The organism is Actinoallomurus sp. NBC_01490, from assembly GCF_036227085.1.
In the GTDB taxonomy this organism is placed as follows: domain Bacteria; phylum Actinomycetota; class Actinomycetes; order Streptosporangiales; family Streptosporangiaceae; genus Actinoallomurus; species Actinoallomurus oryzae.
In genome coordinates this window covers 5,315,850-5,330,656 of the sequence record NZ_CP109433.1, presented here as the reverse complement: position 1 = coordinate 5,330,656, position 14,807 = coordinate 5,315,850, and the positions used below count along the sequence as shown (strand labels likewise).

Annotated in this window: 8 protein-coding genes and 1 pseudogene; 6 read left to right on the top strand and 3 right to left on the bottom strand. The window is 65.7% G+C overall.

The window, feature by feature from the left end; translation table 11 throughout:
- Positions 1-178: 178 nt before the first annotated feature.
- The 3 genes and pseudogenes from OG417_RS24960 to OG417_RS24950 all read left to right on the top strand — a co-directional run.
- Positions 179-1,240, top strand: coding sequence for a hypothetical protein (locus OG417_RS24960; protein WP_329260736.1), 1,062 nt, complete (start codon positions 179-181; stop codon positions 1,238-1,240).
- A protein-coding gene (locus OG417_RS24955; RefSeq protein WP_329237797.1) for an IS3 family transposase occupies positions 1,231-2,447 on the top strand; the annotation gives its coding sequence in 2 pieces (ribosomal slippage) (positions 1,231-1,540 and positions 1,540-2,447; 1,218 coding nt in all). The genes OG417_RS24960 and OG417_RS24955 overlap by 10 nt, the downstream gene beginning before the upstream one ends.
- Before the next feature lie 59 nt (positions 2,448-2,506).
- Positions 2,507-3,803: pseudogene (locus tag OG417_RS24950) on the top strand (ISNCY family transposase); the annotation flags it as partial.
- Positions 3,804-4,016: 213 nt separating this feature from the next.
- Here the strand turns inward: OG417_RS24950 and OG417_RS24945 are convergent.
- The gene (locus OG417_RS24945; protein ID WP_329260732.1) at positions 4,017-4,349 is read right to left on the bottom strand and encodes a hypothetical protein; all 333 of its coding nucleotides are present in this window, start codon (positions 4,347-4,349) and stop codon (positions 4,017-4,019) included.
- Positions 4,350-4,530: 181 nt separating this feature from the next.
- On the opposite strand from OG417_RS24945, the gene OG417_RS24940 reads away from it, so the two are divergent.
- On the top strand, positions 4,531-4,851 hold the full coding sequence (locus OG417_RS24940; protein WP_329260729.1) for a hypothetical protein: 321 nt from the start codon (positions 4,531-4,533) through the stop codon (positions 4,849-4,851).
- A gap of 44 nt (positions 4,852-4,895) precedes the next feature.
- Here the strand turns inward: OG417_RS24940 and OG417_RS24935 are convergent, their stop codons facing one another.
- Positions 4,896-5,252: a hypothetical protein gene (locus OG417_RS24935; protein WP_329260726.1), complete on the bottom strand. Its 357-nt coding sequence runs from the start codon at positions 5,250-5,252 to the stop codon at positions 4,896-4,898.
- 573 nt (positions 5,253-5,825) lie between these two features.
- On the opposite strand from OG417_RS24935, the gene OG417_RS24930 reads away from it, so the two are divergent.
- A complete protein-coding gene (locus tag OG417_RS24930; protein WP_329260723.1) occupies positions 5,826-6,185 on the top strand; it encodes a hypothetical protein in 360 nt (119 codons plus the stop codon).
- A gap of 16 nt (positions 6,186-6,201) precedes the next feature.
- Positions 6,202-12,540: a HEAT repeat domain-containing protein gene (locus OG417_RS24925; protein ID WP_329260721.1), complete on the top strand. Its 6,339-nt coding sequence runs from the start codon at positions 6,202-6,204 to the stop codon at positions 12,538-12,540.
- 1,396 nt (positions 12,541-13,936) lie between these two features.
- Here the strand turns inward: OG417_RS24925 and OG417_RS24920 are convergent.
- Positions 13,937-14,629 (bottom strand): DUF2637 domain-containing protein, encoded by a 693-nt coding sequence (locus OG417_RS24920; RefSeq protein ID WP_329260718.1) that lies wholly within the window; start codon positions 14,627-14,629, stop codon positions 13,937-13,939.
- Positions 14,630-14,807: the final 178 nt, after the last annotated feature.

Sequence of the window (14,807 nt, the reverse complement as noted above, 5' to 3'; positions counted from 1 at the left end):
ACCCACTGGATAGCCTTCGACATGGACAGCGAGCCGTACAGCACGGCTTCCACGCCTGAGTAGAAACGATGCGGCATCCCCGCTCACCGCCGACGAGGCACGAGATCAGCGGGTCACGTCCACACTCGCGTTTCCGGGATCGATTGCACATGGATGCATACTGCGATGTCCTGATCACATGCAGCGATGGACTTCCTTGAATGACCGGCAGCTCGCCGTCTTGCGGCGGATCGGTGATGGCGTCGACCCGATCAGTGCCCGCGACTCTGATCTGGCCAGCACGGTCTACGCGTTGCGGAATCGGGGGCTAGTCGTGACTCCGCGCCGCGATGGTGTCTGGAAAGCGGAGATCACAGACGCCGGCTGTTTCTACCTCGAACATGGTCACCACCCCGACCGTCCGGGTCCATCGGTCAAGAAGGCATCGGGCACCAAGCGGGGGGCGAACTCCGAGCGCAGCACGGCGGACCGCCGGATGGAGGGGGCTGCTGAATTGATGGACCTGCTTTCGAAGAACGGCGGCACCGTCCGGATCAAGGACCCTGCCCCGGATGTACGGGCTGAGTATCGGCGGGCTATCAGCGCGGCCAAGCGGCGAGGGCTGGTGCCTGCCGGTTCCCGGTTACTCCATACCGGGCGTGATCGCGGCGACTTGATCATCAAGGTCGCCGAGGCGGGCGCGGAGCTTGAGACCGAATGGAACCGTGTGCGGTTGAAGGCTCGCGACGAGCAGGTGGCTGCTGATCTGTCCGCCGCGTTAGAGGCGAACCCGGCCGTCCTTGACGTCAGTGACGCGCTATGGCCGCGAGCGCTGAAGATCGTGGAGACGCTGGCGCGTAAGGCGAAGCGGAGAGGTCACGTGCTGCTCTTCTCCCGCAAGAGCCGCCACTTGCATGTGAAGGTTCGCGACCACCGGTTCATGATCAAGGTCCGGGAGGAACGTGATGAGTTGCCGCGATCGCTGCCCGCCGGTGATTGGCGGTTGACGGCTAGCTACTTGCCCCTGAAAAAGTCGGGCGTCCGAGCACTGCTGACCTGGGTGAATCTCTGCGTTAGTGATGCTTTCGCTGGGAGAATGACGTTGATGTCGTTCACGGCGGAGGTGGCGGCCGGTGCTGCGGATCGCGGACCAGCAAATCTCGTTGTGGGAAGTGGTGGGGGCCTCCCCCTGAGGTGTGGACACCCTGAGCGCCCTGGATCATGGAGGTCTGGGGGTGAGAGGGGTCCTGCGTGGCGATGAAGGTCTACTCAGAGGAGTTCAAGGCCGACGCGGTGGCGTTGTATCTGTCGGATCCGACCGCGACGTACGCGTCGGTGGCCAAGGACCTGGGCGTCAACCGCGAGACGCTGCGGTTGTGGGTCAAGCAGGCCCGGCGGGCGGGGCAGGCCGGCGACCAGGCAGTGGACCGGCGGCGGGAGGCCGATGCCGGGCCGGTAGCCTCCGACGCCGTGCTTGAAGAAGAGAACCTGCAGCTCCGCAAGAAGGTGCGGGAGCTGGAGGCCGAGCGGGACATCCTGCGCCGGGCGGCCAAATATTTCGCGGGAGAGACGAACTGGTGAGCCGCTTCCAGTTCGTTGATGACCACCGGGAGCTGTTCAGCATCAAGCGGCTGTGTCATGTCCTGGACGTCTCTCGCTCGGGCTACTACCGGTGGCGTGAGACCCGTGCTGCCCGGGACGAGCGGCGTCGTGCCGATGAGGCGCTGGCGGAACAGATCTGGCGGATCCACGCCGCACACGATGGGACGTACGGGTCGCCGCGCATCACGGCCGAGCTGCGCGATGCCGGCCAGAAGGTCAACCACAAGCGCATCGAGCGGGTGATGCGGATCTTCGGGATCGTCGGGGTGTATCTGCGCCGCAAGGTCCGCACCACCGTGCCGGCCCCGTCGTATCAAAAGGTGCCGGACCTGATCAGGCGGGACTTCACTGCCCCTGCGCCGAACCAGCGGTATGTCGGTGACATTACTTATCTGCCGGTCGGTGGTGGCGAGTTCTTGTATCTGGCCACGGTGATCGATCTGTGCTCCCGTCGCCTGGCCGGCTGGTCGATCGCCGATCACATGCGCACGGAACTGGTCATCGACGCGCTGGAGGCCGCAGCCCGCACGCGGGGCGGGGGCCTGGATGGCGCGATTTTCCACTCGGATCACGGGGCGCAATACGCCTCAGCGGACTTCGCCGCCGCCTGCGCCCGGCTCGGCGTCATCCAGTCGATGGGCGCGGTGGGCACCAGCGCCGATAACGCCGCAGCCGAGGCGTTCAACGCCAGTCTGAAGCGAGAGACCCTGCAAGGCCGGCAGCGCTGGTCAACGGCCCGCGAGGCGCGGCTGGCGGTGTTCCGGTGGGCCACCCGCTACAACACAACCCGTCGGCACTCTGCCCTTGGCCAGACCAGCCCGATCAACTACGAACAACTGTCCTATACGGTGACACAAGCCGCATAACAACCGGTGTCCGCACTTCGGGGGGAAGCCCCGTGCTGCCACCGGAGGTGACCCGGCTCCCGGACGAGCTCGCCCGGATCGACACGTACTTGGAGATGAGCGGTTCATCGCTCCATGGCGTGGGGTGTTCGACGCGCGGTTGGGGCGTCCGTCGGTTCCGGTCGACACGCTGTTGCGATTGTTGTATCTCAAGCATCGCTACCAGCTCGGATACGAGACCTTGTGCCGGGAGGTGGCTGACTCGATCGGCTGGCGCCGGTTCTGCCGGATTCCGTTGGAGGGGCGGGTGCCGCACCCGACCACGCTGGTCAAGCTGGTCCGCAAGGCCGGGCCGCAGGTGTTCGAGCAGTTGAACGCCGCGCTGGTCGGCAAGCTCACTGAGGATCGGCTGCTGCGGGCTCGCAAGCTGCGTATCGACACCACCGTGGTCGAAGCCGACATCGACCATCCCACCGACGCTGACCTGCTGGAACACGGGGTCCGCAAGCTGGGGGGGCTCGTGCGGCGGATCAAGACGGCCGGGGCGGCCCGCAAGACCGCCTTCCGGGACCGCAGCCGCTCGGCCGGGCGGCGGCTCAAGCAGATCAGCCGCACCTTGCGGCGCCGCACCGGGCAGGCCCTCGGTGAGATCGACCGGCTCACCGGCGAGATCGCCGACATCGCGACCCACACGCTCAGCGATGTCGCCGCAGTGACCCGCAACACCCGACGGGCACTGGCCCGCCGCCCCTCCAAACACCTGGAGCGGCTGGTCAACGACCTGGAGGACACGGTCGCCGGCACCCGGCGGCTGCTGGCCCAGACCGCGCAAAGGCCGGCGGGCAACCGCACCATCCCCGACCGGATGGTGTCACTGGCCGACCCCGACGCCCGCCCGATCCGCAAGGGCAAGCCCCAGCACCCCACCCAGTTCGGCCACACCCCCCGATCGCTGAAGACGAGGCCGGCTTCGTCCCGTTCCACCAGGTCAACAAGGGCAACCCGGGCGATGCTCCCCAGCTCCTCCCCGCCCTCGAGCAGGTCATCGCCGCTACCGGGCGCACCCCGGCAACCGTGGTCGGCGACCGCGGCTTCGGCACCGCCGCCAACGACAGGGCCCTGGCCGCCATCGGCGTCCGACATATCGGCCTGCAACGCGGCGGCACCCTCAGCAAAACCCGACGCGAACACGAACACACCCGATCGTTTCGGCGAATGCGCAACTGGCACGTCGGCGTCGAAGCCCGCATCAGCCACCTCAAACGAGGATTCGGACTACGCCGCACCCGCCTGCGCCACCTCGAGGGCGCACAGACCTGGGTCGGGCTGGGAATCTTCGCCTACAACCTCCAGCGGATGACGGTGATCAGCCGGTGACCGCCAGGCCAGCCCCGGGCCCCGAAACCAGCCAGCCGTCACCGGCAGGAAATCAGACCCCTCACCACCCCAAATCTGCTGACCAGCCGCACGACCACTTTTTCAGGGGCAAGTAGCTACCCGTGGCAGCGAATCGGCCGGCCGGAGTTGGAGCTGGTTCCTTCTGGGCGCCTGCGCATCGAGCTGCCCGGCCTGCGCGGCCAGAGCCCGGACTCATGGGCGGATGCGGGGCGGAGGAAGATCGAGGGGTGCCTGCAGGAGGTCATCGAGGTCATCGAGCGGTGCGCCGATCAAGCGGACGAACAGGCACTTGAACAACAGCGCCGACACGAGCAGTGGCTCGCTTCTCAAGAACAGCACCGGATCGCCGAGGAGAAACGAGCCCAGATCGCCCAGGAGAAACGGGAAGCCGCGATGGCCGACGCACATGGGCTGGCCGTCGAACAGCTTCGCAAGCAGGCGTTCCACGACGCATTCACCGGCTGGGTGGCCGCTTCTGAGATTCGCGAGTTCTGCACAGCCCTTCAAGAATCCGCTGAAGCCCATGGGGAACCTGAGCTGATGCGGCCATGGATCGAGTGGGCCAACGCGTGGGCCGATGAACTGGACCCCACGGCGCGGCCGGCGCAGTTCGCCGACACGTTCGAGACCGAACCCGGGCCGGATGATCTACGGCAGCATCTTCGGAAGGGGAGCCCGCACCGCCCGGAAAAGGAGGACCGACCGAATGGGCCGCACGATGCTCGACCGGTCACACGCGCCGACTTCGCGGAGGCGTCAGCCTGGAGATGGGGACGCCCAGGTCGCGCTCAATGGTGGCGGCGATAGCGCCCTGCCCACAGCTGCGCAGCTCAAAGATCGCCTGTTCGACGAGTCCGCCAAGACGTCGCACCTCGGTTCGCAAGGCCTCCAGCTCATGGAGACGCTTAATGACCTCGGTTCCGCACCAGCTGCGGATCACATCCAGCGCCGCCTGCGTCCGCCGGCAATCATCAACGCAGTCTTCTGCCGAGACCGTAAAGGTCTCTCCCGTGTGGCCGCGGTATGACCTGCCGTAGAGGGCGGTGACCTTCAGCTATTCTTCTTCGGCCATCACCTTGGCCATGACGGTCTCCGCGTTGGCCTCGCGACGCGCGCTGCGACCTCAAGTGCGACCGGCCAGGGCCCGATGAACACGCCATGCCGGTCGGTAAACGCCAACGGCTCGGCTTCGATCTCCTGAGCGTCCAGCCCAATCGCAATGCAAAGTTCAGCTAAGTCATCGATCTTGATGCAACCTGCCTCGCGCTGGTTGAATCCGATACTCACTCCCTCAATCAGATCCCACACCTGAAACAGGTACTCGACCGCTTCAAAGTGAGGCGTGTCCTCGGCATGCTGGGAGACCCGGACCACAGCGATCATGCGCTGTTCGTCCGCCAGCCAGGCATTCCGGTCCGCCCACAGCACAAGAAGACGGTTCCGCGGCGCCCACTCTTGCCTTTCATCCTCATCCAGAAACCGGACCAGGAACCTGTTAGATCGTTTAGGCCCTTGCTCAAGGATCTCGACGCACTCAACCGGACACTGAGGGCTTCGCGCCCTACTGCGGTATGCCCAGATCTCTCCGATCTCCACACGACAATTCAACACCGCCCGGACACGGCAACATTGGAGAAGCATCAAGTTTCCATTTGTTTCATTTGCGATGTTTGCCCCATTTGAGGGTAATACTCCTTATTTGGCAGGGAGACGCATGTTACGCAGGCCCGGTGTACGCGGTTGGCGTAGATCGGCCATGTAGTGAATTTCGGTTGCGCTCGGACACCTGTGACTGATGAGGTTCATGGTTGTGGGTACAACGGGTGGCGATCAGGAACGACCTGCGCCTCGACCTGCACGCGAATGTTCGACGACAACCGCGGCGTGGACCTCAGTTCGTTCCGCTAGATCCCGCCAGGCCGTTTTTCGGAGGTTCTCGGCGTGCCAATCGCCACATTTACTCTGGATTTAGGCGGTATCTTCGAGGCGGAGGTGGCGCCCATGGATCTGGCGATACTGGCGGAGACGACGGCCGCGCTCGTGGCGACGGGTGCCGCCCAGGGAGTCGGCGAGCACGTCGCCACCAGCGCATTTTCCGGCATGGTGCGCCGGATCCGCGAGGTGTTCCGCGCCGATCGACGAGCTCTTCAGAGCCTTGATGAGACAGTTGCGACTGGTGATGAGACCGCTGCGCGTGATCTGACGGCAGCGTTGCGCTGGTACGCCGAACGCGACGAGACGTTCGCCGCCGACCTGGACCGCTGGGCAGGTAGCGGGGTCGCGCAGCAGGTCCGTGCCGGCCGGGACGCCTACGTGGCGGGGCGGGACCAGACCGTGACTCACAATCATTTCGGCGACTGAGCCCGCACTTCCACACATGGCCAGCCGCTCTCCACGCGAACCGCAACGCCAGGACATTTCCGCCGAGCGAGACGCCTACGTTGCTCAACGTCAGGTCGTCAACGTGCATCACCATTACGGCTGGGCCGAAACGCCTCCGCTACGGCTGCGGGTGTTCGTCTCCTGGACCCCAGAGGATCTACACGATCACCGGGAACAAGTTCATCGTGCGCTGCTGCGGCTGGGCGCCGAAGACATTCCGGCACGGTCGGCGCAGGAACGTCTGACGGCGGTACGGGACTGCGACCTTTATGTTGGGCTGTTCGCTTGGCGCCATGATCCCCTTCTCGAACAGGAATACCGCGCCGCTGTCGAGGCGGACGTTCCGAGGCTGGCCTTTTTGCTGAGCGACAAGGTCCCGTGGCCACCGGGAGCAATGGATCGCGGTGCGGCGGGCGCCCGCATCGACGCGTTACGTGAGGAGCTAGCGACCACCGGGAGCTGCGAGTACTTCACCACCCCGGTCGACCTGTACGCCCTCATCACGGGTGCGATCCACTCCCGTGTTCGAAGTGACGCCGATGCGCCGCAGGCGGACTCTAAGGACGCTGCCGCTTGGCGAGCGTATCGGCAGCGGCTGGTCAGTGAGTACGGCCGCTTGGACTTGGAGGCGCTCACCCCGCCCGAGCGCGAGGAGTACCTGCAACTTTGGCTCAGCGAGGTGTTCGTGGAGCCGAACGTGCGCGAGGACGCCCCTCCCGTCGAGCTGTCCAAGGAGTTGTGGCGCAAGCTTCAGCAGGCGTCCGAGCTCTCACCGTTCGACATTCCTGACGGCCTCAGCCGAGAGGATCTGGAGCGCGCCAGCCGAGTGTATCGGACGCGGCCAGCGCGGGCGGCATTCGACGTGCTCGGCGAGGCTTCGGGGCGGTTATGCGTCCTGCTGGGCGATCCCGGGGCTGGTAAATCGACGATCGCCCGCTACCTTGCGCTCGCACTGGCCGAGGATCACACGGCAGGTATGGGCGAGCTCGCCGACCACCAGCCGGTGCTGATCGAGCTGCGCGACTATGCGCTTACCCGATCGCAATGCGAGAATTTCACCGATTATCTCGCCTACCGTGCCCGCACCGATGGGCTGGGGCTGCCGGACGGTCTGCTGGATGCCCACCTCGAGCGCGGCGGCCAGACTCTGGTGATCTTCGACGGGCTGGACGAGCTGTTCGACCCGGTCGAGCGGGAAGCGGTGGCCCGCCAGATCGCGTGGTTCGCCTCCACCCATCCCACGGCGCGAGTGCTGGTGACCTCGAGGATCGTCGGCTACCGGCGACGCAGCCTAGACGAGGCCGGTTTCAGCCACTTCACCATCCAGGACCTGGACGGTGAGCAGGTGAAAACGTTCCTTACCTCGTGGTATGGATTGGCCCTGCACGACCGGCCCAGGCTGGCCGAGGAGCGTCGCGAACGCCTGACCGCGGCCATCGAGGAATCGCCGTCCATCAAAGAGCTGGCGGGTAACCCGCTGCTGTTGACCGTCTTGGCCATAATCGGCAAACACCGGGAGTTGCCTCGCGAGCGTTGGAAGGTCTACGACCACGCCGCGAGCGTGCTGGTCGAGCATTGGGACGTCAACAAGCACCTGAGCGACGCTCGGCTCGATGCCGACGTGATCCGCGAGGACGACAAGAAGGATCTGTTGCGGCGACTCGCGTACCGCATGCAGATGGGGTCCGAAGGCCTGGCGGGCAACCACATCTGGCTCGAAGAACTGGTCGCGGAGATCGTCGAATACCTGCGGGAGCGATTCCAGTACGACCTTGCCCGCGCTACCTCGATCGCCAACGCGATGGTCGAGCAGTTCCGCGCGCGCAATTTCGTGCTGGCCCGCTACGGCCCGCGGGTGTACGGGTTCGTCCACCGCGCCCTACTGGAGTTCTTCTGCGCCAGCGAAGTCGTCACCCGCTTCGAGAAGACCCGAGTACTGAGCGAGGAGGAGCTGCGGCGCGAGGTTTTCGAACGCCGCTGGGAGAACCCAGCCTGGGCAGAGGTGCTGCGGCTCATCGCCGGGATGGTAGACGCGACCGTCGCCGATCGTCTCGTGTCCCACCTGGCCGACAGCGTCGAGCCGACACGTTCGACCGCGCTGGACCGTCCGTCGCTCGGAGCCACCGCGCTGGCCGCGCAATGCCTGGCCGAGATCCGCAACGTCGGGGCTACGACCAGCTCGGCCCGGCTGGTCCTCCAGGCGATCATCGATATCCTCAGGCGTGCCGACCGCTCATTCTCCGACGATCGGGACGAGCTGCTGGAGTCGATGATCCTACCCGCGGCCACTGCGGTGGGTTCATCTTGGCCTGGTCGGGAGCTGTACCTCGACTGGTTCCAGAACAATTCCCGCAGGTTCGTGACGTGGAGCGCCTGCCGTTTCGGCCCACGGATCCTCGCCGCCTTGTACGCCGACAGTGAGCCAGTTCGGCTCCTCCTCACCGACCTCGCGCGGCACGCGCCGCTGCCCGAGCAACGACACGGCTGCCTGCTCGGCGTCGTCGACGCGTGGGCCGACCGTCCCGGCACCCGTGAGCTGGTTTCACGACTACTCGGCGACAGCGCGGTGGTCGTACGGCAGGCCGCCGTCGAACAACTCGCGGCCCGCTGGACCACCCACGAGGACACCCTGACCGCCATTCACAGGGCCCTGCTCGACTTCGGACGCGACGTACGGCAGGCCGCCGTTCAGCAGCTCGCGCTTCATTGGCCCACCGAGGCCAGCACCCTGCTGGCCGTGCATGAGGCGCTCATCGATCCGGTAAACGGCGTCCGGCAAACGGCCCTGCAGCAGCTCGCCGCACGCTGGGCCACCGATCCCGGCACCCTGCCTGCGCTGCACCGCGCCACCGCTGACCCGAACTGGCAGGTTCGGCGCACCGCCGTGCAGGCGCTCGATGCTCCGTGGGCGCGTATCCCCGAGACATTCGCCGTGCTACGCCGTGCGGTCACGGACCTCGACGAAGACGTTCGAAAGGCCGCGGTGCGTGCGCTGGCAAGCCGCTGGGCCGACCAACCTGAAACACTGCCCGCCCTCCTACGCGCCATCCGCGACCACGATCCTCAAGTAGGCGCCGCAGCGGTCGAACAGGTATCGCTGCACTGGCCAGACGACCCCGCCACCCTGCTGGCCCTCCAGCACGCGACCCGAAGCTTCGACGGCGAGGTGCAATGCGCGGCGCTGGTCGCCAAGACGCGCTGTTCAGGTAGCGCTGCCGACGCTCTCCCTTCACTACTCGACCGAATCGCCACCTCGCTGGAGGACGACGTACGGCGAGCCGCCGTAGACGAGGTTGGCCGGCGCGCACCCGATTCGCCCGTGGTCTTACACGCTCTCATCCGCGCTACTAGCGATCCTGCCTCCGAGGTACGTCACGCAGCCCTCCAAGTTCTGGCGCGTCATTGGCCCGGCGATTCTCAGGTCAGGGCCGCGTGTATGCGCACGGTTCACTCTTTCGAAGCCGTCGAACGCAACACGGCGTTGCAGACTCTCGCCCGTTTCTGGGGCGGACAGCAGGACGTGCTGCCGGTCCTGCTCATCGGCGCCCGAGATGAAGAGTGGATAGTACGGAAGAGCGCCCTGGAAGCCCTTGCAGCCCGCTGGTTTGACAATCCGCAGGCGCATACGGCGCTCGTCCAGGCGACCCGTGACCAGCTCGGTCTCATCCGACAGACCGCGCTAGAGGCGCTGGCCGCAGGCTCGGCTGACACAGGACCAGCGCTCGCCGCGCTCGACGACCCGCACGACGGCACCCGCAGCACCGCATACAACATCCTCGCGGATCGATGGCACGCCCCCAAGGACATGGCTGAGGCGCTGCGTTCCCCTCTGGTCTCCGAACGCGGTGCCGCGCTCATCTCCGCCGTCGCGCTACAGGACGCCGAGCCGACGACATGGATGGCTCTCGACGAGGCGCTCCACGACTGCGACTCCGAGATCCGAGATACCGCCCTCGAACTTCTGGCGACGCGGCGACGGGACCATCCCGGCACGCTCACTAAGGTCCTCGCCGCCACGCGAGACGATGACCCTGAAATTCGGCGCAACGCGGTCGTCTTCATAGCCGTACGCGCCTCCTCCCATCCCGACACGCATGGTGCCGTCGAGCGGGCGCTGCGGGATCTGGACAAGGACGTCGCCCAACTGGCCCTGGAGACGCTCGCCGTACGCGCCCCGGACGAACCAAAGACCTTCGCCGCCGCACGCGACGGGTGCCGCCACCCGTCCATGACGGTCCGCCGCGCCGCGCTTCAGTTCCTCACCGCGCGGTGGCCCGAACACCCGGAGACCTTGACGACGGTGCTGGAACGCTCATACGACTCCGACGATTACGCCAGAAAGGAGACGCTTCAGGCGCTGTGGCTGTGCTGGGCCGGCCGCGACGAGGTGTCCGAGCGATTGGTGGAGGCCACCCGCGACCCCAGCGAGGACGTACGGTCGCAGGCACTCAAACTGCTGACCCGCGGTCGGCCGGAACACCCCGCAATTCCCCAGCTGCTCGCCCGTGCCCGGCGGGACGCTAACGTTCAGGTACGCCAGGTGGCATTGACCGCGCAGGGGCAACTGAGCGGGGCAGGCCCCAGCCTTGAGACGGCCAGTCTCGCCCAGACGGTCGCCGCAGCCGAGGACGCCGACGTGGCGGTGCGCAAGCAAGCCCTGACCAGGCTGCTGCTGAAATGGCCGAATCTGCCGGAGACCTTCCGCGCCGTCCAAGTCGCTCTTCACGATGGTGAGTACTGGGTCACGGTCCTTGCGCTTGCAGGCCTCCTGCATCGATGGCCGGAAGATCCCCGCACCCGAACGACGGTCGACGCCGCGTTGGGCGCACCCGACTGCTTGGCCCGTCACCACGCCATGCTGGTGCTCGCCAACACCGGGCCCGATGAGCCAGCCACCCAGGAAGTGCTGGCCCAAGGGCTCCGCGACCCTCACTGGTGGGTAAGGAAAAGCGCCGTCCAGCACATCGCCCGGCTCTGGCCTGACTCCAATCCGAACCGCATCACGCATGTGCTCATCCGCGCATGCCGTGACGAGGACGCGACGGTCAGGTCCACGGCGCTAGCCCGGCTCGGCACGTTGTACCCGGAGGACCCGGCCACCCTCCCGGCGATAGCAGGGCTCACCTGCGACACGAATGCCGTGGTTCGGCGGGCGGCGTTAGAGGCGCTGCTGATCCTGCGGCCTGGCGATCCGCTGACGACGGAGGCCCTCCACGACGCCCGCCGTGATCCCGATGCTGATATCCGCACGCTCGCTCGAGACGCCACGGGCCGCCGAAACCCGGGCCGCACTCGCGACCTGCACGAAGTCGTCCGCGACACAGAGCATGGGCACTGGACCGACCGCGCAATGGCCGTTGACGAGCTCGCCACACGCTGGCCTGATACGCCCGATACGCTCAACGCCCTCCGCCATGCTGCAGCCGATGACAGCGGGCCGCTTAGGCAGCGGGCGACGGAGACGCTTGCACAGCGATGGTGGGATGAGCCCGGCGTGGACTCGCTCATGCTGCGCATGGCAGTCGACGACGACGGCGGTGTCCGGATGGTCGCGATCAAAGCACTGTCAAATGGGCCCGATCGCTCCAGGGTCTTCGCTGCAGTCGCGGCAGCCGCTGCAGACGCCTATTGGGCGGTACGCATCGCCGCCATGAAGCGCCTCGTCACCCGATGGTCCGCAAGCAACGCCGTCGCGGCGCTTCTGCGGAAGGCAACGGGTGATCCGGACTGGTACGTCCGTCACGTAGCCATCTCGCTGCTTCGCGGATACGCCAGTGAGGGAAAGGCGTCGGCCGACAGCTGCGATCCGAGCGAGGATGTCAGGCAGCTTTTCTCGGGCGCCCCCCTGCCTCATGCCGATCACGACTCATTGGCCGCCGCCTGTGACGATCCCGATCACGTCGTCCACCTGCCTAGCCTGACGGCCCTGATCGCCTGGTGGCCAGGCCATCCGGGAACACAAGAAATCCTCACCCAGGCCACCCGCAACCCATGTCCGGGTATGCGCCACCTCGCGCTCTCGGTGCTCCTCCAAGGAACAGACGAAGAGTCCATGGCCCAAGCAGCCCTTGAGGACCCGGCACCCGAAATCCGCATGCTAGGACTCGCAGCACTACATCGGACCGGGCGGCTCGACCGGACCGCCCTCGCTCGTCTGCTCGCTGACAAGCACCCGGACATCGTGGAACAGACGATCGAGCTGTGCCCGCTCCTGGCCCCTTCCATGCTTGACGACGATCTATTCAAACTGTTCCGCGTCGCCGCCAGCAACTCCCCGTACCCGTGGCCTCGAGCCTGGATCGAGTGGCGCGGCGGGCGTCATGCTGGCCTGTGACCAAAGCCCGTGGCCACAAGGAATGCCCACCATTCCGTAACACCAACCTCAGCGTCCCTTTGCACGGCCATATGGGTTCTGACGCGGAACCCGCGCGCCGTTGCGACCGTCGAATCATACAAGCGACCCCCGGAGGACAATTGCCCCTCAGCTTGGTATTAGCAATCATTACGATCCTTGACACGGCGGCGCTCGCGTTTATCATTGGTTTGTTTTTGATCAGTCTCATAATGTGGACGACCCGTAAACGGGTCTACTCGTGGGGTCGGCACGTCGATAGAGCACCCGCCGATATGTCACTCTCGCTGTTTCACGCCCCGATGATCGCCGCGACTATAGCGATCGGAACCGGTATCAGCATCAACTACATCACCGACGCAAACTCCAGCACCGCCACTTACGCGCAAGGCACCGTCGGAATGCTCATATATCCGCTCATCATGATGAGCCTAAGCATGCGGCTGCTCCGCAGAACCACCGACCGAAGGAGCGGCATCCCACTGATACGTAACCGGTTGGCGCGCTGTCTCGCGTGCCGCACCCGAGCACCGAGCGACCTCGAGCCGGCGTTGGCATGGCTCGGCAGAGTTCAGCGATTCGGCAATCGCCTCACGGCGAGGGCCGAGGGAATGACCTTCCTAAGGTGGACGCAGAGGCGCCCCAAGGCATCGCGCTTGATGGTGATCGCCTGGCCGCTCGACGTCGTAAGCGGTGATCGCCATGCTCGTAGGTTCCTCCAGGGGGTGGGACATCCACAGGCCGCAGAGCTTCGCAACGTTTCTGCTCAGTTGTGCCGCGCTCGCGATGGGGCCAGCTGCGCTGTTCCTGTGGTGGCAGACAGACCGATGGTGGCTCTTGAGCATCGGCGCGGAGCTGACAACGGAGGCGCATCGGGCTGAGAATAACCTGATGCGGTTCGCGCCTCCTGATGGGCTGCGTCAACGTCTCCGACGCTGGATGGCCAAGCACCATGAGCGGGCTCCGGGTGAGCCGATCATCGACTGACACGCTGTGCGACGTTCGACACCAGGCAGATTTTAAGTCCGCCGAGTTCCGTGAAGTAACTGATTCACCCAAATTTGGCCGAGGGTAGTTGCCCAACCGCATGAACGGCACCCCGCCCAGCGCACCGGTTCCCATGTTTGCTCGGTGTTTGCTCGAACGTCGCAGTATAGCCCGTCAGCCATCGGCACTACCCGGTGCCGAAATCAATGAAGTCGTGCGCTAATCGACACAGATTGGAACTGACAGCATCAGAATGGCATAGGGGCCGGGAGCTTTTAATCCGCAGGTTCGTCACCCCAGGACTCCCAAAGTCGCCGACCAGGACGCTCAACGGATGGGGGCGGCTTCGTCCGGGCGGTTCTCACTGCCGCCCTCGCTGAGCAAGCAATGGTCATCCGGCTCCGAAGGCGGCTTCGTCGCGAGGCGGCTCCAAAGAGCCAGCGTCACCAGCACGCTTGACCAGGCGTCCCCATCGAGGACTACGGTTGAAGCGCTCCGCGATGACCGCCCCTGCGGGCAGCCGACCGTCCGCTGAACGATTGGCCAACGCCCACGCCCACGCCTGCCGCTGAAGGCTCCTTCCGGGGTTCACCAACAACCAGGCGCCCTCGGTCCCATCATCCAGCGAGCGGCCCTGAGAATCGGTCGCCGGTTCCTCTATCGGCGCGGCCATGTCGACTCGACCGATGCGGAGCTGGCTTTGAAGCAGATGGTAGGCACCGACGAATGCGAAAGACGGCCACGCGGCGATCAGACGACTGACTGTCGTCGGGTTCGCGACTGCGACGTTCGCGGCGAGGCTGGCCAAGCTCCCGACGATGAGGAGTGCCCAGGGCAGCCACTCACCGCGCCTGCCCATCTTGCTGGCCAGCAGGACAGACATGGATGCCGCAACGACCATCCCATCCACGCTGAGCGGGATGAGCGTCGCGCTCCACCGCGCCTCGCCGTGCCGGAGCGCGAGCTCGCGCATATGGCCAAAGCTCACGACAGCCGCGATCACGGCAAGCAGCACGACACTGATCACGGTCGCGAGGCGGATCCAAAGGTCGGACGAACACGCAGGGTCTCGTTGCTTCGCCATCATCGATCACCTGCCGCCGAGCAGGAACGACTTACTGAGGACGAACCCATGTGCGTTTGGTTCGTGTCCCCCCTCGGACTTGAACCCCCATCACACTCAGAGCGGCCGACCCCCGGTTGATGAACCTGCGGCACTATCACGTGCCCGCAGTCTGGGCGCCGATTGGGCGACGCCGACT

Excerpts from the sequence above, each read along its gene's own strand:
- OG417_RS24960 (WP_329260736.1), top strand. The coding sequence starts at position 179 with ATGCAGCGATGGACTTCCTTGAATGACCGGCAGCTCGCCGTCTTGCGG.
- OG417_RS24945 (WP_329260732.1), bottom strand. The coding sequence starts at position 4,349 with ATGGGCTTCAGCGGATTCTTGAAGGGCTGTGCAGAACTCGCGAATCTC.
- OG417_RS24940 (WP_329260729.1), top strand. The coding sequence starts at position 4,531 with ATGGGCCGCACGATGCTCGACCGGTCACACGCGCCGACTTCGCGGAGG.
- OG417_RS24930 (WP_329260723.1), top strand. The coding sequence starts at position 5,826 with ATGGATCTGGCGATACTGGCGGAGACGACGGCCGCGCTCGTGGCGACG.
- OG417_RS24925 (WP_329260721.1), top strand. The coding sequence starts at position 6,202 with ATGGCCAGCCGCTCTCCACGCGAACCGCAACGCCAGGACATTTCCGCC.
- OG417_RS24920 (WP_329260718.1), bottom strand. The coding sequence starts at position 14,629 with ATGGCGAAGCAACGAGACCCTGCGTGTTCGTCCGACCTTTGGATCCGC.